The 19,628-nt window shown below is 51.3% G+C and carries 18 protein-coding genes; 10 read left to right on the top strand and 8 right to left on the bottom strand.

Annotation, left to right across the window (positions count from 1 at the left end; genetic code table 11):
• The first annotated feature begins 85 nt into the window (after nucleotides 1-85).
• The 9 genes from rpmH to ACQKDS_RS05960 all read left to right on the top strand — a co-directional run bounded on the left by rpmH (nucleotide 86) and on the right by ACQKDS_RS05960 (nucleotide 8,205).
• Nucleotides 86-226 carry a 50S ribosomal protein L34 gene (rpmH, locus tag ACQKDS_RS06000; protein ID WP_015842368.1) on the top strand — a complete coding sequence of 47 codons (141 nt, stop codon included), beginning with the start codon at nucleotides 86-88 and terminating at the stop codon, nucleotides 224-226.
• A gap of 18 nt (nucleotides 227-244) precedes the next feature.
• Nucleotides 245-604 (top strand): ribonuclease P protein component, encoded by a 360-nt coding sequence (gene rnpA, locus ACQKDS_RS05995; protein WP_371078690.1) that lies wholly within the window; start codon nucleotides 245-247, stop codon nucleotides 602-604.
• A complete protein-coding gene (gene yidD, locus ACQKDS_RS05990; RefSeq protein WP_399667274.1) occupies nucleotides 568-825 on the top strand; it encodes a membrane protein insertion efficiency factor YidD in 258 nt (85 codons plus the stop codon). Before rnpA ends, yidD begins: the two co-directional genes overlap by 37 nt.
• 2 nt (nucleotides 826-827) lie before the next feature.
• Nucleotides 828-2,462, top strand: a complete 1,635-nt coding sequence (gene yidC / locus ACQKDS_RS05985; protein ID WP_399667271.1) for a membrane protein insertase YidC — start codon at nucleotides 828-830, stop codon at nucleotides 2,460-2,462.
• Nucleotides 2,463-2,643: 181 nt separating this feature from the next.
• Complete coding sequence (gene mnmE, locus ACQKDS_RS05980; RefSeq protein ID WP_399667268.1) at nucleotides 2,644-4,008, top strand: tRNA uridine-5-carboxymethylaminomethyl(34) synthesis GTPase MnmE; 1,365 nt, start codon at nucleotides 2,644-2,646, stop codon at nucleotides 4,006-4,008.
• 157 nt (nucleotides 4,009-4,165) lie between these two features.
• Nucleotides 4,166-4,966, top strand: a complete 801-nt coding sequence (locus tag ACQKDS_RS05975) for an MBL fold metallo-hydrolase (RefSeq protein WP_399667265.1) — start codon at nucleotides 4,166-4,168, stop codon at nucleotides 4,964-4,966.
• A 488-nt stretch (nucleotides 4,967-5,454) separates the two neighbouring features.
• Entirely contained in the window at nucleotides 5,455-6,180 is a 726-nt protein-coding gene (locus tag ACQKDS_RS05970; protein ID WP_399667262.1) for a 4'-phosphopantetheinyl transferase family protein, read from the top strand.
• A 310-nt stretch (nucleotides 6,181-6,490) separates the two neighbouring features.
• Entirely contained in the window at nucleotides 6,491-7,057 is a 567-nt protein-coding gene (locus tag ACQKDS_RS05965; RefSeq protein ID WP_399667259.1) for an NADPH-dependent FMN reductase, read from the top strand.
• A gap of 95 nt (nucleotides 7,058-7,152) precedes the next feature.
• On the top strand, nucleotides 7,153-8,205 hold the full coding sequence (locus ACQKDS_RS05960) for a hypothetical protein (RefSeq protein ID WP_399667257.1): 1,053 nt from the start codon (nucleotides 7,153-7,155) through the stop codon (nucleotides 8,203-8,205).
• 50 nt (nucleotides 8,206-8,255) lie between these two features.
• Here the strand turns inward: ACQKDS_RS05960 and ACQKDS_RS05955 are convergent, their stop codons facing one another.
• Complete coding sequence (locus tag ACQKDS_RS05955; RefSeq protein WP_399667254.1) at nucleotides 8,256-9,593, bottom strand: NCS2 family permease; 1,338 nt, start codon at nucleotides 9,591-9,593, stop codon at nucleotides 8,256-8,258.
• Between the two features lie 224 nt (nucleotides 9,594-9,817).
• Between ACQKDS_RS05955 and yieH the strand changes: the two genes are divergently transcribed.
• Complete coding sequence (yieH, locus tag ACQKDS_RS05950; RefSeq protein ID WP_399667251.1) at nucleotides 9,818-10,486, top strand: 6-phosphogluconate phosphatase; 669 nt, start codon at nucleotides 9,818-9,820, stop codon at nucleotides 10,484-10,486.
• A 74-nt stretch (nucleotides 10,487-10,560) separates the two neighbouring features.
• Here the strand turns inward: yieH and ACQKDS_RS05945 are convergent, their stop codons facing one another.
• From ACQKDS_RS05945 to ACQKDS_RS05915, 7 genes are all read right to left on the bottom strand, one after another.
• Nucleotides 10,561-12,405, bottom strand: coding sequence for a polyurethane esterase (locus ACQKDS_RS05945; RefSeq protein ID WP_399667248.1), 1,845 nt, complete (start codon nucleotides 12,403-12,405; stop codon nucleotides 10,561-10,563).
• Between the two features lie 1,736 nt (nucleotides 12,406-14,141).
• Nucleotides 14,142-14,882: a phosphate signaling complex protein PhoU gene (gene phoU, locus ACQKDS_RS05940; RefSeq protein ID WP_399667245.1), complete on the bottom strand. Its 741-nt coding sequence runs from the start codon at nucleotides 14,880-14,882 to the stop codon at nucleotides 14,142-14,144.
• A 12-nt stretch (nucleotides 14,883-14,894) separates the two neighbouring features.
• Nucleotides 14,895-15,665 (bottom strand): phosphate ABC transporter ATP-binding protein PstB, encoded by a 771-nt coding sequence (gene pstB, locus ACQKDS_RS05935; protein ID WP_399667954.1) that lies wholly within the window; start codon nucleotides 15,663-15,665, stop codon nucleotides 14,895-14,897.
• 54 nt (nucleotides 15,666-15,719) lie between these two features.
• Nucleotides 15,720-16,601 carry a phosphate ABC transporter permease PstA gene (gene pstA, locus ACQKDS_RS05930; RefSeq protein WP_371902056.1) on the bottom strand — a complete coding sequence of 294 codons (882 nt, stop codon included), beginning with the start codon at nucleotides 16,599-16,601 and terminating at the stop codon, nucleotides 15,720-15,722.
• Nucleotides 16,602-16,611: 10 nt separating this feature from the next.
• Entirely contained in the window at nucleotides 16,612-17,568 is a 957-nt protein-coding gene (gene pstC / locus ACQKDS_RS05925; protein ID WP_399667242.1) for a phosphate ABC transporter permease PstC, read from the bottom strand.
• A gap of 81 nt (nucleotides 17,569-17,649) precedes the next feature.
• A complete protein-coding gene (pstS, locus tag ACQKDS_RS05920) occupies nucleotides 17,650-18,690 on the bottom strand; it encodes a phosphate ABC transporter substrate-binding protein PstS (protein WP_399667239.1) in 1,041 nt (346 codons plus the stop codon).
• Between the two features lie 271 nt (nucleotides 18,691-18,961).
• Nucleotides 18,962-19,627, bottom strand: coding sequence for an O-methyltransferase (locus ACQKDS_RS05915; protein ID WP_399667236.1), 666 nt, complete (start codon nucleotides 19,625-19,627; stop codon nucleotides 18,962-18,964).
• Nucleotide 19,628: the final 1 nt, after the last annotated feature.

The raw sequence follows: 19,628 nt of genomic DNA, 5'->3' as shown, positions 1-19,628 counted from the left end.
CGATTGAGGCGTCGGTCGTCTTCACGCCGAGTAGCCAAACGCGTTTACTGATCAGTAATCAATTTAAGTTTAGGTAGAAATCGCCATGAAACGCACTTTCCAACCGTCCGTATTGAAGCGCAACCGTAGCCACGGTTTCCGTGCTCGTATGGCAACCAAAAATGGTCGTCAAGTTCTGGCCCGCCGTCGTGCGAAAGGCCGTGCTCGTCTGTCTGTTTCTAAGTAATAAAAGCTAACCCGCTGAGTGGTTAAGCTCGCTTTTCCCAGGGAGTTACGTTTGTTAACTCCCACTCATTTCACTTTCGTCTTCCAGCAGCCACAACGGGCCGGCACGCCGCAAATTACCATCCTCGGCCGCCTGAACCAGCTGGGGCATCCCCGCATCGGTCTTACCGTCGCCAAAAAACACGTCAAACGTGCGCATGAGCGTAACCGGATAAAACGCCTTACCCGCGAAAGCTTCCGTTTGCATCAGCACGAATTACCGGCGATGGATTTTGTGGTGGTAGCCAAAAAAGGGATAGCGGATTTGGATAACCGCGCGTTGACGGAAGCTTTGGAAAAATTATGGCGTCGCCACTGTCGCCAGGCTCCCGCATCCTGATCGGGCTGGTGCGGGTGTATCAACTCGCCATCAGCCCGCTGCTTGGGCCACGTTGTCGCTTCCAGCCGACATGCTCTCATTACGCAATTGAGGCATTGAGCAGGTTTGGCATGATAAAAGGCAGTTGGTTGACAGTGAAACGCGTATTAAAATGCCACCCTTTGAACCCAGGTGGCGATGATCCCGTGCCGCCGAAAACCGACGATAACAGAGAACACTAACGATGGATTCGCAACGCAATCTTCTCCTCATCGCTCTGCTGTTCGTGTCTTTCATGATCTGGCAGGCTTGGCAAACGGACAACGCTCCGCAACCAGCCGCACAGACCACGCAACAGACCACGAACGCCGCAACCGGTGATGCTGCCAGCCAGGCGGTGCCAGCCAGTGGCCAGGGTAAACTGATTACCGTTAACACTGACGTGCTGTCGCTGACCATCAACACCCGTGGTGGTGACATCGAGCAGGCTAAACTGTTGGCCTACCCGGATACTCTGGGTTCATCGACACCTTTCCAACTGCTGGAAACCACACCATCGTTTGTTTATCAGGCACAAAGCGGCCTGACCGGCAAAAATGGCCCGGATAACCCAGCGAACGGCGAACGCCCACTGTTCCAAGCGGCGCAAGATACCTTTACCTTGGCTGACGGCCAAGACGAATTGCGCATTCCGCTGACCTATACCCGTGACGGCGTCGAATACACCAAAACTTTCGTGCTTAAACGCAAGCATTACGCGGTTGGCGTTGATTACAGCGTTAACAACCAAGGGGCAACGCCGTTAGAGCTGACGCTGTTTGGTCAGTTGAAGCAGAGTACCGAACTGCCTAAACACCGCGATACCGGCAGCAGCAACTTTGCTCTGCATACGTTCCGTGGTGCGGCCTACTCCACCAGCGAAACCAAGTACGAAAAATACGCCTTCGATAAAGACGATAATCTGAACGTCTCGACACAAGGCGGTTGGGTTGCCATGCTGCAACAGTACTTCGCTACTGCGTGGGTACCGGGCACGTCAGGCACCAACACGTTCTATACCGCGAAACCTGACAATAATCTGTCAACCATCGGCTTTAAAGCCGCTCCGGTTGTGGTTCAGCCGGGTGCACAACAACAGCTGAACGCCACGTTGTGGGTTGGCCCAGAGTTGCAAGATCAGATGGCGCAACTGGCACCACACTTGGATCTGACCGTGGATTACGGTTGGCTGTGGTTCATTTCCCAACCGCTGTTTAAACTGCTGAAGTTCATTCACGGCTTTATCGGCAACTGGGGCTTCTCGATCATCATCATTACCTTCATCGTGCGCGGCATCATGTACCCGCTGACCAAAGCGCAGTACACCTCGATGGCGAAAATGCGCATGCTGCAACCTAAACTGCAGGCGATGCGTGAGCGGATTGGTGACGACAAGCAGCGTATGAGCCAGGAAATGATGGCGCTGTACAAAGCGGAAAAAGTGAACCCGCTGGGTGGCTGTCTGCCATTGATTATCCAGATGCCAATCTTCCTGGCGCTCTATTACATGCTGATGGGCTCAGTTGAATTGCGCCATGCGCCGTTTGCCCTGTGGATTCACGATTTGTCAGCGCAGGATCCGTACTACATTCTGCCAATCCTGATGGGCGTGACGATGTACTTCATCCAGAAGATGTCGCCAACCACCGTTACCGATCCGATGCAGCAGAAAATCATGACCTTCATGCCGGTGATCTTCACAGTGTTCTTCCTGTGGTTCCCGTCTGGTCTGGTGCTGTACTACATCGTCAGTAACTTGGTCACCATCCTCCAGCAGCAGCTGATTTATCGCGGCCTGGAAAAGCGTGGCTTGCACAGCCGCGACAAGAAAAAAACCTAAGCGTATTGTAGAGGGGCGCTATGCCGCCCCTTTGCAGTAACATCAAGAGGCGGTCATTAGACCGCCTTTTTGCATATTGAATCGTCAGAGAACACCGCGTTCCCCCTCGGCATGCAGCCTGTCTGTCGACGGTCATTGAACCCGCGTGGGGTAACGCTGCAACGTGAAGGATACAGGGTATATGAGCACTACCGATACCATCGTGGCCCAAGCCACCCCACCGGGGCGCGGCGGGGTCGGCATTCTGCGCATTTCTGGCCGTGGTGCCAAAGACGTAGCGCAAGCGCTGCTTGGCAAGCTACCAAAACCACGCTATGCCGACTATCTGCCGTTTCGTGATGCCCACGGCGCAACCCTCGATCAGGGCATTGCCCTGTGGTTTCCGGGGCCAAACTCCTTTACCGGCGAAGATGTGCTGGAGCTGCAGGGGCACGGCGGGCCGGTCATCCTCGATTTGCTACTCAAACGTATTTTGGCACTGCCCGATGTTCGCATCGCGCGGCCTGGCGAGTTCTCTGAACGCGCGTTTCTTAACGATAAGCTCGATTTAGCACAAGCCGAAGCCATTGCCGATCTGATCGATGCCAGCTCTGAACAGGCTGCACGCTCTGCAATGAACTCGCTGCAAGGCGCATTTTCTACCCGGATCCATCAGCTCGTGGAAGCACTCACTCACCTGCGAATCTACGTAGAAGCGGCGATTGACTTTCCCGATGAAGAAATCGACTTTCTTTCCGACGGTAAAATTGAAGCCCAACTGAACGGCGTCATGAGCGATTTAGACAGTGTCCGTGCCGAAGCGCGCCAAGGTAGCCTGCTGCGTGAAGGCATGAAGGTGGTGATCGCCGGGCGCCCCAATGCCGGTAAATCCAGCCTGCTGAATGCGTTAGCCGGCCGTGAAGCGGCGATTGTGACGGATATTGCAGGCACCACCCGCGACGTGTTGCGTGAACATATTCATATCGATGGTATGCCGCTGCACATCATCGATACCGCCGGTCTGCGTGAAGCCAGCGATGAAGTTGAGCGCATCGGTATCGAACGTGCGTGGAATGAGATCGAACAGGCCGATCGCGTCTTGTTCATGGTCGATGGCACCACCACCGGTGCGACCGAACCGGCCGAGATTTGGCCCGAATTTATGGCCCGTCTTCCGACCACGCTGCCGATCACCGTAGTGCGTAACAAAGCCGACATCACCGCTGAACCGCTGGGCATAAAAGAAGTAAATGGTCACTCACTTATTCGCCTATCGGCACGTACCGGTGAAGGCATTGAAGTACTGCGCGACCATCTGAAGCAAAGCATGGGCTTCTCCAGCAATATGGAAGGCGGGTTCTTGGCACGTCGCCGCCACCTTCAGGCGCTGGAACAGGCTGCTCAGCATCTAGTTCAGGGCAAAGAACAGTTAGTGAGCGCTTACGCGGGTGAGCTGCTCGCAGAAGAATTACGCCTGGCACAACAGGCGCTGAGCGAAATTACCGGCGAATTTACCTCTGACGATCTGCTGGGACGGATTTTCTCCAGCTTCTGTATTGGGAAATAAGCGACCACATTACTTCGGCAGACCGTATTAACGGCCAGGGCCAATTTTACTCTGGCCCTTTGCCCCCACCACAGTTTGTGAGCCATAGCTCACAAAACCACCACAGCCGCACACGATATACTGATAGGTTAAGGACTCCTCTCAGGAAAGAGCAAATATGGCATTAATCCTAAAGGTGCTGCTAGAAAACCGCCGCGCCGTCGGCACTAATCCATTACTGCTAGCCAAGGCCGGGCTAAGTCTGTTGATTCAGGACGAAACGACCACCATATTGTTCGATACCGGTCCCGATGGTAGCTTCCTGCATAACGCGGCACTGATGGGTGTCAATCTTTCCCTCATTACCGCTACCGTGCTCTCCCATGGCCACTATGACCACTGCGGTGGCGTCACTTGGTTGCCCGACAACAGCCGTATCATTTGCCATCCGCGGATCGCTGATGAGCGCTATGCGACGGTGAAGCTTCTCGGTTACGCCAAGAAAATAAAAAAGCTCTCTTTGGATATCGATTACTCACGCCACCGTATGCACTACAGCCGCGAACCGCTGTCTATCAGCGAGCGATTTATGTGGTCGGGTGAGATCTCGGTGCCCACGCCGCGCGCTTATGGCCTGATTGCTGGGGAAAGCACAGCAGCGGATTACGTCATCGATGAAGGAGTACTGATTTACAAATCGGATCGCGGCTTGGTAATCGTGACTGGCTGCGGCCATCGTGGGCTTATCAATATTGTGAGACATTGCCAAAAAATAACTGGAATCGAGCGGATCCATGCATTGATCGGTGGTTTTCACCTGCGCTGTGCTTCCCCATTTACCCTCCGTCGAGTTCGTCAGTTTTTGCAACAACATCAACCAGAAAAGATCATGGGTTGCCATTGCACTGGTGCATGGGGGCGACTGTGGCTGCCGGGGGAAACAGCACCGGCCACCGGCAATACGCTGATTTTGGATTAGCGCACTATGCCCTCCTCCATTAAGGCCATCACAATCATCGGGATACTGCTGCCCAGATCCACTATTTCGACCCTCTTTTACATGCTATGACCACGCTGTAAAAAATACAGAGATGGAATGAAGAATACGGTGGTCACAATGACGAGTATTAACTATCCCGAGATAATCTTGATGATGCTCGAGTTGATTATACCGATGCACGTAAAGACAATAATACTCGTCGCGAGAATCTCTTCTTCTCGATACACATAAAATCCTATTCCGTTTTTATTTATTCTATGAGCCTACTCTTCAGGGAGCTGTGCTGCTGAGACATCCTCCCCCTTCCGTTTATACGCCCCCACCACATTACATCCGCGCTATCGGCAATAAGCATCTAAAAAACAAATAAATCGGATAAACCGCATACTGTTTTTTAATGAAAAATCTTAACGTTATGCATAATCTACTCCTCCAGCGATGAAGTTCTCACTGTCATGGAGTGAATAATGGCATGCCATTTTGCCCGATGGAACGCGACACCGACCCAAATAAATACCCGACGTTTGCATAATGATCTGATAGCAAACACAGCGACGTTTTCCGCTAAACGCCGCCGACGTTTTCTACAAGGGCGCATCCTGCTTGCCGAAATGATGTTTAATCTCTATGGCTTAGTCACGTTACCGCCTATCGCCACTACCCCCAGTGGCCGCCCCTGCTTTGCCGATACTCACCTGCCTGATTTTAGTCTGGCTTACGCCGGAAATACCGTCGGTGTATTACTTAGCCATAAAGGTAAAGTGGGCTTAGACATCGAGGTGGTACGCGCTCGCTGTAATAATCAACAAGCGTTGCAATATCAGTACCAAAGCCCTGCGGAACTTGCCTGGATTAGCGCGCAAGACGATCGGCTTCAGGCCGAAACCCAACTGTGGAGCATCCGCCAAAGCGTGTTGAAAGTTTCCGGCTTGGGTAACAGCGGCCAGTCAACGCTAAGTCTGCGGCCGTTTTCTGCGCAATTGCGCTCCAGCGCCAGCCCTAACGTGCAGGTGATGAGTGATGCGGATGAATATCAAAGCTGGGCCTGCGCGCATGAGTCAACACTGACTCAGCTCATCTGTTGGCACTATGAACCACAACGGGGACTGGAGAGAAGCGGTGAAATATCCCCCCATTCATCGGCAACATCCCTGCATTTTATGAAACTCTCAGGTTTGGCAAATCATCGTTAAAATAGTGAGTTAATCGATAAATTACCGTTAATTCAGCGAAATAACGCTTTCTTTAACCTATTTTTTTCTAGTTCGGATTGTAAATACAGATAAATATTCAGAATCGAACTATTCGCACTCGTCTATTTGCCCTACTATTTACGAGGTTCTATACCCGTCATACTTCAAGTTGCATGTGTGTTGGCTGCGCTCGTTCACCCGAATCACTTACCCATGTAAGCTCATCGGGATTCACTTCCTTGCCGCCTTCCTGCAACTCAAATTATTTAGGGTATAAGCTGGATCTGTTCATTAGAAAGGGAGAATCACCATGTCAGACCACGCGTTAAAAATCGTTACCCTGCTCGGCAGTCTCCGTAAAGGCTCTTACAATGCCATGGTTGCTCGCGCCTTACCGAAATTGGCGCCACAGGGCGTTACCATTGAAGCGTTACCTTCCATTCGCGATATCCCAATTTACGACGCAGATCGGCAGCAAGAAGACGGTTTCCCGGCCACGGTTGAAGCCATTGCCGAAAAAATCCGTCAGGCCGATGGTGTGATCATCGTTACCCCCGAATATAACTATTCGGTACCGGGTGGCTTAAAGAACGCCATCGATTGGCTTTCCAGGCTACCCAATCAGCCGTTGGCCGGTAAACCTGTCGCGATTCAGACCAGTTCTATGGGGCCGATTGGTGGCGCTCGCTGCCAATATCATCTGCGTCAGATCCTGGTATTTTTGGATGCAATGGTCTTGAACAAACCTGAATTTATGGGAGGCGTTATTCAAAATAAGGTTGACGAACAAGCCGGAGAATTGACAGAGCAAGGTACGCTCGACTTCCTGGCCGGCCAGTTGTCTGCATTTAGCGACTACATCCGCCGCATTAAATAAGGCTTCCTTAATGGCGTCTTTACATAAAAACACAGGAAGACGCCAATATTGGAATGGACACGCCTACAATATATTAAAAATTAAGACGTTAAATTATGTATTTTTTCATTTTAGCCTTATTAATGGCTTTAACCACCAGACCATTATATGCAGAGAATATGCGCTATCCCGCTGGCGAAGAGCCAATGGCCTTGCCTGCACACAACCTATTGAGCGCCAAACTGCCACGCGCAGCGCAAAATCAGGAAGAGAAAAAGATTGAAGCGATGTCGCTGTATTTGACGTTGATGCGTGAGGATGAGCGCAACGTCTGGGCACCGTATCAATTAGCCGCGTCTTCCGCCGAGAAGGGGCAAACTGAGTTAGCGGAACGCTATCTGCAACTGAGCGCCCAACGCGGTTTGTGGTATTACTACAATCTGCTGGAAGACGACTCCTTTAGTAGCATTCAACACAGTGATACCTTCCGTTCCATTCTCGCACAAACCAAAGCGCGCTACCTGCAACACGCCCACCAGTTCGAAGGCAAAGCCAGCTATGTAAAACCTAAGGGTGAACCGCCCGCGGGCGGTTGGCCAACGGTGGTTTATCTGCATGCTTACGGTAAAGCAGCGGACATCAGTGCCGAAGACCGCTTGCTATTTAGCACGATTGGCGTGGCTTATATTGAGCTGAATGGCACACAAATGCTGGCGGAAAACAGTTTCCGTTGGTCAAATTACAGCGATGAAAGCACCCAAAGCGCCATTCAAAATGCACTGGCAACGCTGAGGCCCCAGTTACCGATTAATCCGCAACAGGTGTATCTGTCAGCGCGTGGGCAAGGGGCTTTACACGCGGCCAACTTGTTAGCGAAGTACCCGCAGTTTTACGCGGGCGCGATGCTTATTGCGCCGCAGGGCAATATCCGCACCGCAAAGCAAACCTTAGCCGAGAACAAACGGATATTGCTGGCCTATTACGACCGCCAGAAGTTTAGCGATAAAGTCTTGGCGCTGCATTTTTCCGCGCTATTCAGGGAGAAAAATCAGGTGCAAGTGCGGCACTTTGAACAGGCTGAGGGGGCAACCGAAAGTTGGCAGGATCGCTTTGCTCGCCCGCTGGAATGGGTGTTAGGCAAAGCACCGGATCCGCAGTCAGGCCAGTAAAACCAAACGGGTCCAATAAAATGGACCCGTTAATCATCGCATTGGCAAAATCAGTGGCCGTCGACAAACACGATTTTCAAGATAAACAGCAGTGCAACCACCATGACGCAAGGACCGATCTCACGCCACCGACCTGTGCCTAATTTCATCACGCAGTAGGCGATAAAACCAAGCGCAATGCCTTCGGTGATCGAGAAACTGAATGGCATCATGACCGCGGTAACAAATGCCGGTACGGCTTCGGTCAAATCGTCCCATTTCACGCGCGCCAGACTGGAGGTCATCAATACGCCAACGTAAATCAGCGCGCCGGCAGCCGCATAAGCAGGCACCATGCTTGCCAAAGGTGACAAGAAGATCACCAGCAGGAACAGAATACCGGTGATGACCGCCGTCAAACCGGTGCGGCCGCCGACAGAAACGCCGGAAGAGCTTTCGATGTAAGCGGTGACGGAAGAAGTACCAATAAATGAACCGGCGACCGAACTGATGCTGTCCACGTATAGCGCCTGCTTCATGCGTGGAAATTTGCCTTTATCGTCGCTCAGCCCGGCCTTATCGGTGACGCCGATCAGCGTGCCGGAAGAGTCAAACAGGTTGACCAACATAAACGAGAAAATAATCCCTGCTAGCCCAACGTTCAGCGCGCCCGCCAGATCCACTTGCCCCACCACCGCGCTCACACTTGGCGGCATTGAGAATACGCCAGCGTATTCCACATCCCCCAGCAGCCAGCCAATCAAGGTAGTGACCACGATCGAAACCAACACGGCCGCATGAATATTGCGTGAAGCCAGCACGGCGATAATAAAGAAGCCCAATGCACCTAATAGCACGCTGTGCGATGTCAAATTGCCGACGGTGACGAGGGTATCCGGGTTTGCCACCACAATGCCCGCATTTTTGAGCCCCATCATGGCAATAAACAAGCCAATACCACTCGTTATGCCAACGCGCAGGCTCAGCGGAATATTGGCAATCATCCAGTAACGGATACGGAAAATAGTCAGTAAGAGTAACCCGACAGCGCCCCAGAAGATCGCGCCCATCCCTACCTGCCATGAAATCCCCATCGCACCAACCACGACGAAAGCAAAGAAGGCATTCAGCCCCATCGCAGGTGCCAGCGCCACCGGCAAGTTTGCCAACAACCCCATAAGAATACTGCCAAAAGCGGCAATCAGGCAGGTGGTAACAAACACAGCCTGGGTATCCATACCTGCTGCACCCAGAATTTGTGGGTTAACGAAGACGATATACACCATGGTCAAAAAGGTGGTGATACCGGCAATCATTTCCGTTCGCACCGTAGTGCCATGTTGCTTGAGTTTAAACACGCGCCCAAGCAAGCCTTGCTCAGCGTCAAGGCCAGTGACTTGTTTGGTCATTATCAGAATTCCGAAGAAGGGGAATGGACAGTCCGCTGGCTATCCTATAACAAAAATTCCCGCTTTTGACGCCGGACATCGGTTTTTTTCGCCTATAGCGGCGTGTTTATCGGTAATCAGCTGGATTTATGGCGAATAAACCGCAGCGAAACATCGCACTCTCGCTTTCCTGGCGCAGAAGGTTAAAGTGGATGCACTTAAGCGAATCCGAGGACAAGGTTCTGATGACCCAGATTGAATGTATTTTATTTGATTGCGACGGCACGCTGGTGGATAGCGAAGTATTGTGTAGCATGGCGTATGTACATATGTTTGCACAACACGGCATTACGCTATCGCTGGATGACGTGTTTAAAAAATATAAAGGCATAAAACTGTACGAGATTATCGATCAGATTAATGCTGAGCATGGCGTCAATTTGGCGAAAGAACAGTTAGAACCGCAATATCGGCAAGAGGTCGCGCGGTTGTTCGACAGCCAATTGCAACCCATTGCAGGTGCGCAAGCGCTGTTAGCGCAGATCAACGTCCCTTTCTGTACCGTTTCCAACGGGCCAGTCAGCAAAATGCAGCATTCGCTGGGCCTGACAGAGATGCTGTCTTATTTTGATGATCGGTTGTTCAGCGGTTACGATATTCAGCGCTGGAAGCCCGATCCCGCTATTCTCTATCACGCGGCCGAAAAAATGCAGGTACCTATCGAACGCTGCATCTTAGTCGATGATTCTGCCGCTGGCGCACAGGCGGGTATTGCCGCAGGTATTCCGGTATTTTACTTTTGTGCCGATCCGCACAATAAGCCGATCGATCACCCCTTAGTCACCGCCTTTGACGATTTAGCGCAGTTACCCGCACTGTGGCAACAGCGCGGCTGGCCGTTAACCGGGCGTTAACGGTAGGACAAGCCTGTAAAAAGGCGTGATAGCCAAACCCATCACGCCTGTATCGCGTTATTTATTTTCAGCTATTACACCAGAGCGATGTGCGCATCGCTGAGATAATCCAGTGATACCCCCACCAACGTGACCTGATTCTCACCGAAGGTGAAAACAACGTCATTATCCTGCTGTACCGCATACTGATGGAAATCACTGCCGTGATCCTGAGGAGTAAAGAAAACCAGCTTATCGGTGCTGCCGAAGTTAAGCACCTGATCTTGACCAAAATCACCCTCAAATAAAAACGTGTTATTTTGACCCACGCTTTGTAGCGTATCGTTACCCTCGCCCCCCACAAACGTCAGGTTACCATTGCGGCTGCCTATCAAGGTGTCATCCCCATCACGCCCAAATAGCCAGCGATCGTGGATATTGGCCTGTAACACATCATCCGCATCACTGCCCACGCTGGACTGCTGATAGGCATGCAGGGAATGACCGGACTGCAACCCAGCATCGGTCACGCTGTGATCGACATTTTTCTTGATCCATAAAAAACCTCTTTCTTGGGTGCGAAGAGTCTCAACGCTGTTGGCAATCGTGATGCCGCCCGCATTGTCACGCAAATAGAGATTTTCACCGTCATAGGCAACCTGAGTATTATTGATCGCCTGTTGCAGCTGCAACGTATCGTGACCTTCGCCACCAGAAATATAATTAAACCCCCCGTCGTCACGGAAAGTATCGTTACCCGCGCCCCCCTCAAGGTAATCATTACCTTTTCCACCACCGATTAAATCATGACCATCACTACCGATGATAAAAGTAGTGCCAGTATGTTTGTTGGCATGATGATTTAAATCTTCAACCCAGGTATTACCCCGTTTAACATCTGACAAGGTGGAGACAATAACGGTAGAGTCCCGGCTCATTAACGAATAAAACTCAGAGTTAACGATGCGTGACATTCCCTCGCCATAACCAAATGGCATATGGCTGAGCCAGCTCGGAAGATTCAGCAGAGAGGTCGGTAAGATATTCCAAATGCTGGAGGCATAATAATCATTAAAGTTGACAATATTATCGGTCGTCGACTCATGAGGCTTGTCATGAACGCCCAGCGTAGACAAGTTAAAGTCGGTACCGTCGAGCACCCTAAATACCGGGTCGTTTTCATAGCCAATATTTAACACTTTATCGCCAACTTCATATTGTGTCGGAGACGCAAAGGCCAGGAAATTCGACTCTGAGAAAAAACCACCCCAATGGCTTTCGCTCAACGCAGCCATACTGTTTGTCGCCAGACCGCCAAGGCTATGGCCGGTGACAATCACATCTTCGCCAGTCAGACCATTGGCCGTAGCAAACTTGGCAACATCACCGATTAATCGACCAAAGGCATTATAAGCAAAGTTATCAGAGAACGAACCCGGCCCCAAACCCGCGATTAAATCGTGGATGGCATCGCCAATGGTATCAGTAATCAGCGATTCCCGTGGGCCCGTTGTTCCGCGGAAAGAAATACCGATCTCAATCAACTTTCCATCGCTATCATACTTACCCAGAACTTCTGCCTGAGCCGTTTTATACATCAATGATTCACCGTAATAGGTGCCAAGCTTATCGGTTTGTCCCTCATAACCCAGTTGTTCAGCACCGATCACTTGCCAACCCGCATCGTTCACTTTTTCCAATGCCTTTTGTTCAGAATCGGGGTTCCAAGGCAAACCAGGAATAATGCCCTGCGAGTGCGAACTCCCAAGCACTGCAGTTATCAGCGTTAACGGTAATCCCAAACCAAAACCAGTATGGTGATAACCCTCAGCTAAACCATCATCAAGATTATGATAGCTGTATTCCATCAAGGCTAATGCATCGGAAAATAATGCTTGAGACTCCGAATTACTGAGTCCTTTGTAATTAAAAATTCCCATATGAATTCCTTTTGCTATTTATATTCACTAAGCATATATATTAATATATATTTTTGCTGGCTGGCTTATTATTAGGCAGGTAAACATAGGGAATGGTAATTCACTACAACTACGATGTAAAATATTTAGAGTTATCTGTATGAAATTTATATCTAAGATTAAAATACAAGAGAAAATAAGAAAAGCACTAACCAAAAAATATATCACTCATAACACATTAATTTATTTATTTTTTCAAGCATAAGAGTTTATCCATCTGTCATTATATTCAACCTTAATCGTTACTGTTCACACCGGCCTATCCTTATTGCCCGCTCAGAAATAGGCATCGTTGCTCACCACATCAGCATATTTGAACCGTAGGGGGCGAGCATGCTCGCCCTACACCACGCGCAGAGCGATAATAATTGGCGCGGCATGCCACGCCACTACGGGGTAAGCATGAATGAGGTGAGCACATTGCTCACCACATCGGCATATTGCTGAACCGTTGGGGGCGAGCATGTTCGCCCTACACCACGCGCAGAGCGATAATAACTGGCGCGGCATGCCACGCCACTTCGTGGTAAGCATGAATGAGGTGAGCACGTTGCTCACCACATCAGCATATTTGAACCGTAGGGGGCGAACATGTTCGCCCTACACCACGCACAGAGCGATAATAATTGGCGCGGCATGCCACGCCACTACGGGGTGAACATAGGTGAGGCAAGCTCGTTGCTCACCTCATCGGCATATTGCTGAACCGTAGCGGGCGAGCATGTTCGCCCAACACCACGCGCAGAGCGATAATAATTGGCGCGGTATGCCACGCCACTTCGTGGTAAGCATGAATGAGGTGAGCTCGTTGCTCACCACATCAGCATATTGCTAAACCGTAGCGGGCGAGCATGCTCGCCCTACACCACGCGCAGAGCGATAATGACTGGCGCGGCATGCCACGCCACTACGGGGTAAGCATGAATGAGGTGAGCACATTGCTCACCACATCAGCATATTGCTGAACCGTTGGGGGCGAGCATGCTCGCCCAACACCACGCGCAGAGCGATAATAATTGGCGCGGCATGCCACGCCACTACGTGATGAGCATGAATGAGGTGAGCACGTTGCTCACCTCATCGGCATATTGCTGAACCGTAGCGGGCGAGCATGCTCGCCCTACACCACGCGCAGAGCGATAATAATTGGCGCGGCATGCCACGCCACTACGTGATGAGCATGAACGAGGTGAACACGTTGCTCACCACATCAGCATATTGCTAAACCGTAGCGGGCGAGCATGTTCGCCCTACACCACGCGCAGAGCGATAATAATTGGCGCGGCATGCCACGCCACTACGTGATGAGCATGAATGAGGTGAGCTCGTTGCTCACCACATCAGCATATTTGAACCGTAGGGGGCGAACATGTTCGCCCCGCATCACGCGCAGAGCGATAATGACTGGCGCGGTATGCCACGCCACTTCGTGGTAAGCATGAATGAGGTGAGCACGTTGCTCACCACATCGGCATATTGCTAAACCGTAGGGGCGAGCATGCTCGCCCTACACCACGCGCAGAGCGATAATAATTGGCGCGGCATGCCACGCCACTACGTGGTAAGCATAGGTGAGGTGAGTACGTTAATCTGATAACTTACTAATAAATAACCACAACACCTAGACATCGGACAAGAAACGTAAACTGACAAGCATTACGCATCAGCCTGCGTATGTGCGCGATCGGGATATCAATTTATCCCTCTTCATCTGCCTTTGGTTGTGGATTGTCGGCCAACAACTTATCCAACGCATCGCCGTCGATATGACGAAAATCCTGGCCTTTGACAAAGTAGAAAATGAACTCGCAAATATTTTGGCAACGATCGCCAATACGCTCAATCGAACGGGCGCAGAACAGCGCGGTCAAGACGCTAGGAATCGTGCGTGAATCTTCCATCATGTAGGTCATCAGTTGACGCACAATGCCCTCATATTCCTGATCGACCTTCTTATCTTCACGATAAATACGAATGGCTTCATCAAGATCCATACGCGCGAACGCATCCAGCACATCATGCAACATCTGCACGGTGTGACGGCCCAGAGACTCAAGGCTCACCAACAGCGGCTGATGCTGGTGCGAGAACTTTTCCAACGCGGTGCGACAAATTTTATCCGCCACATCGCCGATACGTTCCAGCTCGGAAATGGTCTTGATGATCGCCATCACCAGACGCAGGTCGCTGGCGGTTGGCTGCCGCTTGGCAATGATGCGCACACAGGCTTCATCGATTGCCACTTCCATCATATTGACCTTTTTATCACCTTCGATAACGCGCTTCGCCAGTTCGCCATCCTGGTTGTGCATCGCGGTGATAGCATCCGTCAATTGCTGTTCCACCAGCCCGCCCATGGTCAACACCTGGGTGCGGATATGCTCAAGTTCAGCGTTGAACTGGCCGGAAATGTGTTTATTTAAATTCAGGTTATCCATGATGCATCCTCATCAACCATAACGGCCAGTGATGTAATCTTCAGTCTGTTTTTTCTGTGGCGCGGTGAATAAGGTGTCAGTATCACTGAACTCGATCAATTCGCCCAGATACATAAATGCCGTTGAATCCGAACAACGCGCGGCCTGCTGCATGTTGTGGGTCACAATCACCACGGTGTAGTCAGACTTCAGCTCACTGATTAACTCTTCAATCTTACCGGTAGAAATCGGGTCCAACGCGGAGCACGGCTCATCCAGCAACAACACATCCGGACGAATAGCGATACCGCGTGCGATGCACAAACGCTGCTGCTGGCCGCCTGATAAGCTGTAACCACTCTGATGCAGTTTATCTTTGGTTTCATTCCACAGCGCCGCTTTGCTCAACGCCCACTGCACACGCTCATCCATATCGGCACGTGACAGTTTTTCAAACAGGCGAACACCAAAAGCGATGTTATCGTAAATCGACATCGGGAACGGCGTTGGCTTTTGGAACACCATGCCCACCTTGGCACGTAGCAAGGCAATATCCTGGTTATCGGTCAAGATATTCTGCCCATCCAGCAAAATATCACCTTCCGCACGCTGCTCCGGGTACAGCTGGTACATCTTGTTAAAGGTACGCAGCAACGTCGATTTACCACAGCCGGATGGGCCGATAAACGCGGTCACTTTGTTTTTGGCAATATCCAACGTGATGTTTTTCAGCGCATGGAATTTGCCGTAGTAAAAGTTCAGATCGCGTACCTGAATTTTGCTGCTGGAAGCGTCAGTAACCATACTCATCAAGACTTCTCTCTTTATCACAGCGCCGCCGCGGCAGCGCTTAAATTTTTATGAATGCTTTTTCTTGGCGAAAATCACACGCGCCAGGATATTCAGTAACAGTACGCACAGGGTGATCAATAGCACCCCGGCCCAAGCCAACTGTTGCCATTCGGCAAACGGGCTCATGGCGAATTTAAATATGGTCACCGGCAGGTTAGCGATCGGCTGCATCAGATCGGTGGTCCAGAACTGGTTCGACAACGAGGTGAACAACAGCGGTGCCGTTTCACCCGCAATACGGGCAATAGCCAACAGTACGCCGGTTATGATGCCGGAAACTGACGCCTTGAGCGTAATGGCAGAAATCATGCGCCATTTTGGCGTGCCAAGCGCATAGGCTGCCTCACGTAACGTGTCGGGCACCAGTTTGAGCATGTTCTCGGTAGTACGGATCACAATAGGCACCTGCAACAGTGCCAGTGCGATGATGCCTGCCCAGCCGGAAAAGTGCTCCATTTTCGCCACCACAATGGTGTAAACAAACAGCCCCACCACAATTGACGGTGCCGACAGCAGAATGTCGTTAATAAAACGAATCACCTCCGCCAGCCACGATTTGCGGCCGTACTCTGCCAAATAGATACCCGCCAAAATGCCCAACGGAGTGCCAAAAATGGTGGCCCACAGGATTAACAGCCCGCTACCCGCGATGGCATTGGCCAACCCGCCCCCGGCCGTATTCGGCGGCGGGGTCATCTCGGTGAACAGCGCCAACGACATGCCGTCGATGCCTTTGGTGACGGTAGAAAACAGGATCCACACCAGCCAAAACAGACCAAACACCATGGTCGCCATCGACAAGAACAGCGCGATGCGGTTTTTCTGACGGCGCCACGCCTGCATTTTGCGGCGGCTTTCTGCCAGCGCCAGATTATGTTGCATATCCATCGTTGCCACGTTAGCGCCCCTCATTCTTGGCCAGACGCATCACCATCAACTTCGACAGCGCCAGCACGATAAAGGTGATCACAAACAGAATCAGCCCCAGTTCCATCAGTGCTGCGGTATGCAGCCCAGATTCCGCTTCGGCAAACTCATTTGCCAACGCAGAGGTAATACTGTTACCCGGCATATACAGTGAAGCACTGTCGAGTTGGTAGGTGTTACCAATGATAAAGGTCACCGCCATGGTTTCCCCCAATGCACGCCCTAAGCCGAGCATCACACCGCCAATCACGCCATTTTTAGTAAAGGGTAGAACGATACGCCAGATCACTTCCCACGTGGTGCACCCGATACCATAGGCAGACTCTTTCATCATCACCGGCGTTTGTTCGAAGACGTCACGCATCACGGCGGCAATGTAAGGAATAATCATGATCGCCAGAATGACACCGGCGGCCAAAATGCCAATGCCGAAGGCTGGGCCAGAGAACAATTCGCCCACGATGGGGATACCAGAAAGGACATTGCCAACCGGCGTCTGGAAATATTCGGCGAACAGTGGGGCAAAGACGAATAACCCCCACATGCCGTAAACAATGCTGGGAATCGCCGCCAGCAACTCAATCGCCACGCCTAACGGGCGTTTCAACCAATTTGGTGCCAGTTCAGTCAGAAACAAGGCGATACCAAAACTCACCGGTACGGCAATGATCAAAGCGATAAGCGAGGTCACAATGGTGCCGTAAATCGGCACCAGCGCACCAAATTGCTCTGCCGGGGCATTCCACTCTTTGGTCCACAAGAAGGCGAAACCAAATTTTTGTATGCTTGGCCAGGAGGCAAACACCAGCGAAACAATGATGCCGCCCAGTAACAATAAGGTAATCAGCGCAGCCAGTTTAACCAGTGCGCTGAACAGGATGTCACCATTCTTGCTGGGTGCCTTAATGGTCGGCTTGTACTCAGCCATAGATTACTCTTCTGTTTAAAGCTAGGAGGGCCCGATTTGCCGGGCCCGACAGTACGACTCACACAATGTTGCGTTGGCCGCTTAGTACAGTGCTTTACCGGTGTTGTCTTTAACGTTGGTTTTCCACGCAGCACGCACTTGCTCGATCACTTCATCAGGTAGCGTTGCGTAGTCCAAGGCTTTGGCTTCATCGCCACCCGACTTGTACGCCCAGTCGAAGAACTTCAGTACCTCTACACCATGCTCCGGTTTCTTCTGCTCTTTGTGTACCAAGATGAAGGTGGTGGAGGTAATTGGCCACGCGTTTTCACCTTTCTGATTCGTCAGATCCTGCGCGAAAGTCTTGCTCCAGTCAGCGCCTTTGGCAGCATCACTGAAAGCATCTTCCGTTGGGCTGACCGGTTTACCATCGGCAGAGATCAGTTTGGTATAAGCCAGGTTGTTTTGCTTCGCATACGCGTATTCAACATAGCCGATAGAGCCCGGCAGACGCTGAACGAATGCGGCGATACCGTCGTTGCCTTTACCGCCCAGACCTGCTGGCCAGTTAACCGTTGAGCCCGCGCCAATTTTCTCTTTCCACTGCGCGTTGACTTTAGACAGATAGCTGGTGAAAACGAATGACGTGCCAGAACCGTCAGCACGACGTACCACGGCGATGTTCTGATCCGGCAGTTTCACGCCAGGGTTCAGCTTCACGATCGCGGGATCATTCCATTTTTTGATGTTACCCAAGTAAATATCACCCAGCGTCTGACCATCAAGGGTCAAATCACCGGATTTGATACCAGGGATGTTCACCGCCATCACCACACCGCCAATCACGGTAGGGAACTGGAACAATCCGTCAGCGGCCAGTTTTTCATCGGACAACGGCGCATCAGAGGCACCAAAATCAACGGTATTGGCAAGAATTTGCTTCACGCCGCCAGAGGAACCAATCCCCTGATAGTTAACTTTGTTACCGGTTTCTTTCTGATAAGAATCTGCCCACTTGGCATACACCGGCGCGGGGAATGTCGCACCTGCTCCGGTCAAGCTAGCAGCAGCGAACGCGGACACAGAGGCCAGGGAGAAAGTCGCTGCCACAATACTGGCGACGGTGGTACGCATCAGTTTCATAATCCCTCCTAATGGGATATTCAAAAATCGACATCGAGTCGTTTTCATCAGAGTAAGTATTGTTGCAGGAGGAAAAATAGGACAGTTTAGTGACAGAAAAATGTATGAAATATGACAGTTATGTGACAGTGCAAAGGTGATATGAATTAATCAATTTAAAATCAATCAGATAAACAAAAAAGAAGGGTCAACTCCTTGAACAAGATTCTATTTACCTGAAAAAACAACACATTCCCGCACGATAAAACCGTTGTCATCGTGATCGCTGCATTCAACTCGCGGTTCTTTCCACACGTAGCACCGCGAAACCGTCCCAGCCTTTTTCACCGACCGTCTGCAATGCGGTGCCAGTTAGCATCGGCAGACTTTTTACCGCCTCCAATGCCTGACAGATACCGGTCGCATGGACGTCGGGCTGCCCGCCGACGATCGCGCCGCCGCGCACCACGTTATCAATAATGATCACGCTGCCTGTACGACTTAGCTTTATCGCCCATTGCAGGTATAACAGACTGTTTTGTTTATCGGCATCGATAAAAATCAGGTCAAACGGCGGTTGCGACTGCAACATGGGCAACGTCTGTGCCGCGGTACCTTCTATAATCGACACCTGCGCCAGCAAACCGGCACGCTGCAGATTCTCCCGCGCCACCGCTGCATTAGCCGGATCTTTTTCCAGCGTCACCACGCGACCCTCCGGCGGCAGCCCGCGCGCTAAATACTGCGTGCTGAAACCGCCCAAGGTGCCAATCTCCAACACCCGACGCGCAGCGCTGATTTGCACCATCAACATCAAAAATTGCCCTTGTAGCGGTGAGACGTCGATGGCCGGTAGACCGCGTTCAGCATTTAACGCCAGCGTCTGCGCCAGATTATCGTCCGCACGTAGCAGACAATCTTCCAGATATTCCTCTACTTCCCGCCATGCCTGTTGCATA

The organism is Serratia sp. NPDC078593, from assembly GCF_050268245.1.
Taxonomy (GTDB): domain Bacteria; phylum Pseudomonadota; class Gammaproteobacteria; order Enterobacterales; family Enterobacteriaceae; genus JBNNGK01.
This window is presented reverse-complemented; position numbering and strand designations above follow the sequence as displayed.

What these genes read in the sequence shown, in the direction of transcription:
- ACQKDS_RS05965 (WP_399667259.1), top strand. Translation starts at nt 6,491, where the DNA reads ATGTCAGACCACGCGTTAAAAATCGTTACCCTGCTCGGCAGTCTCCGT.
- ACQKDS_RS05975 (WP_399667265.1), top strand. Translation starts at nt 4,166, where the DNA reads ATGGCATTAATCCTAAAGGTGCTGCTAGAAAACCGCCGCGCCGTCGGC.
- pstC (WP_399667242.1), bottom strand. Translation starts at nt 17,568, where the DNA reads ATGGCTGAGTACAAGCCGACCATTAAGGCACCCAGCAAGAATGGTGAC.
- ACQKDS_RS05915 (WP_399667236.1), bottom strand. Translation starts at nt 19,627, where the DNA reads ATGCAACAGGCATGGCGGGAAGTAGAGGAATATCTGGAAGATTGTCTG.
- ACQKDS_RS05955 (WP_399667254.1), bottom strand. Translation starts at nt 9,593, where the DNA reads ATGACCAAACAAGTCACTGGCCTTGACGCTGAGCAAGGCTTGCTTGGG.
- yidD (WP_399667274.1), top strand. Translation starts at nt 568, where the DNA reads ATGGCGTCGCCACTGTCGCCAGGCTCCCGCATCCTGATCGGGCTGGTG.
- ACQKDS_RS05960 (WP_399667257.1), top strand. Translation starts at nt 7,153, where the DNA reads ATGTATTTTTTCATTTTAGCCTTATTAATGGCTTTAACCACCAGACCA.
- pstA (WP_371902056.1), bottom strand. Translation starts at nt 16,601, where the DNA reads ATGGATATGCAACATAATCTGGCGCTGGCAGAAAGCCGCCGCAAAATG.
- pstS (WP_399667239.1), bottom strand. Translation starts at nt 18,690, where the DNA reads ATGAAACTGATGCGTACCACCGTCGCCAGTATTGTGGCAGCGACTTTC.
- mnmE (WP_399667268.1), top strand. Translation starts at nt 2,644, where the DNA reads ATGAGCACTACCGATACCATCGTGGCCCAAGCCACCCCACCGGGGCGC.
- yidC (WP_399667271.1), top strand. Translation starts at nt 828, where the DNA reads ATGGATTCGCAACGCAATCTTCTCCTCATCGCTCTGCTGTTCGTGTCT.
- ACQKDS_RS05945 (WP_399667248.1), bottom strand. Translation starts at nt 12,405, where the DNA reads ATGGGAATTTTTAATTACAAAGGACTCAGTAATTCGGAGTCTCAAGCA.
- rpmH (WP_015842368.1), top strand. Translation starts at nt 86, where the DNA reads ATGAAACGCACTTTCCAACCGTCCGTATTGAAGCGCAACCGTAGCCAC.
- ACQKDS_RS05970 (WP_399667262.1), top strand. Translation starts at nt 5,455, where the DNA reads ATGGCATGCCATTTTGCCCGATGGAACGCGACACCGACCCAAATAAAT.
- phoU (WP_399667245.1), bottom strand. Translation starts at nt 14,882, where the DNA reads ATGGATAACCTGAATTTAAATAAACACATTTCCGGCCAGTTCAACGCT.
- pstB (WP_399667954.1), bottom strand. Translation starts at nt 15,665, where the DNA reads ATGGTTACTGACGCTTCCAGCAGCAAAATTCAGGTACGCGATCTGAAC.
- yieH (WP_399667251.1), top strand. Translation starts at nt 9,818, where the DNA reads ATGACCCAGATTGAATGTATTTTATTTGATTGCGACGGCACGCTGGTG.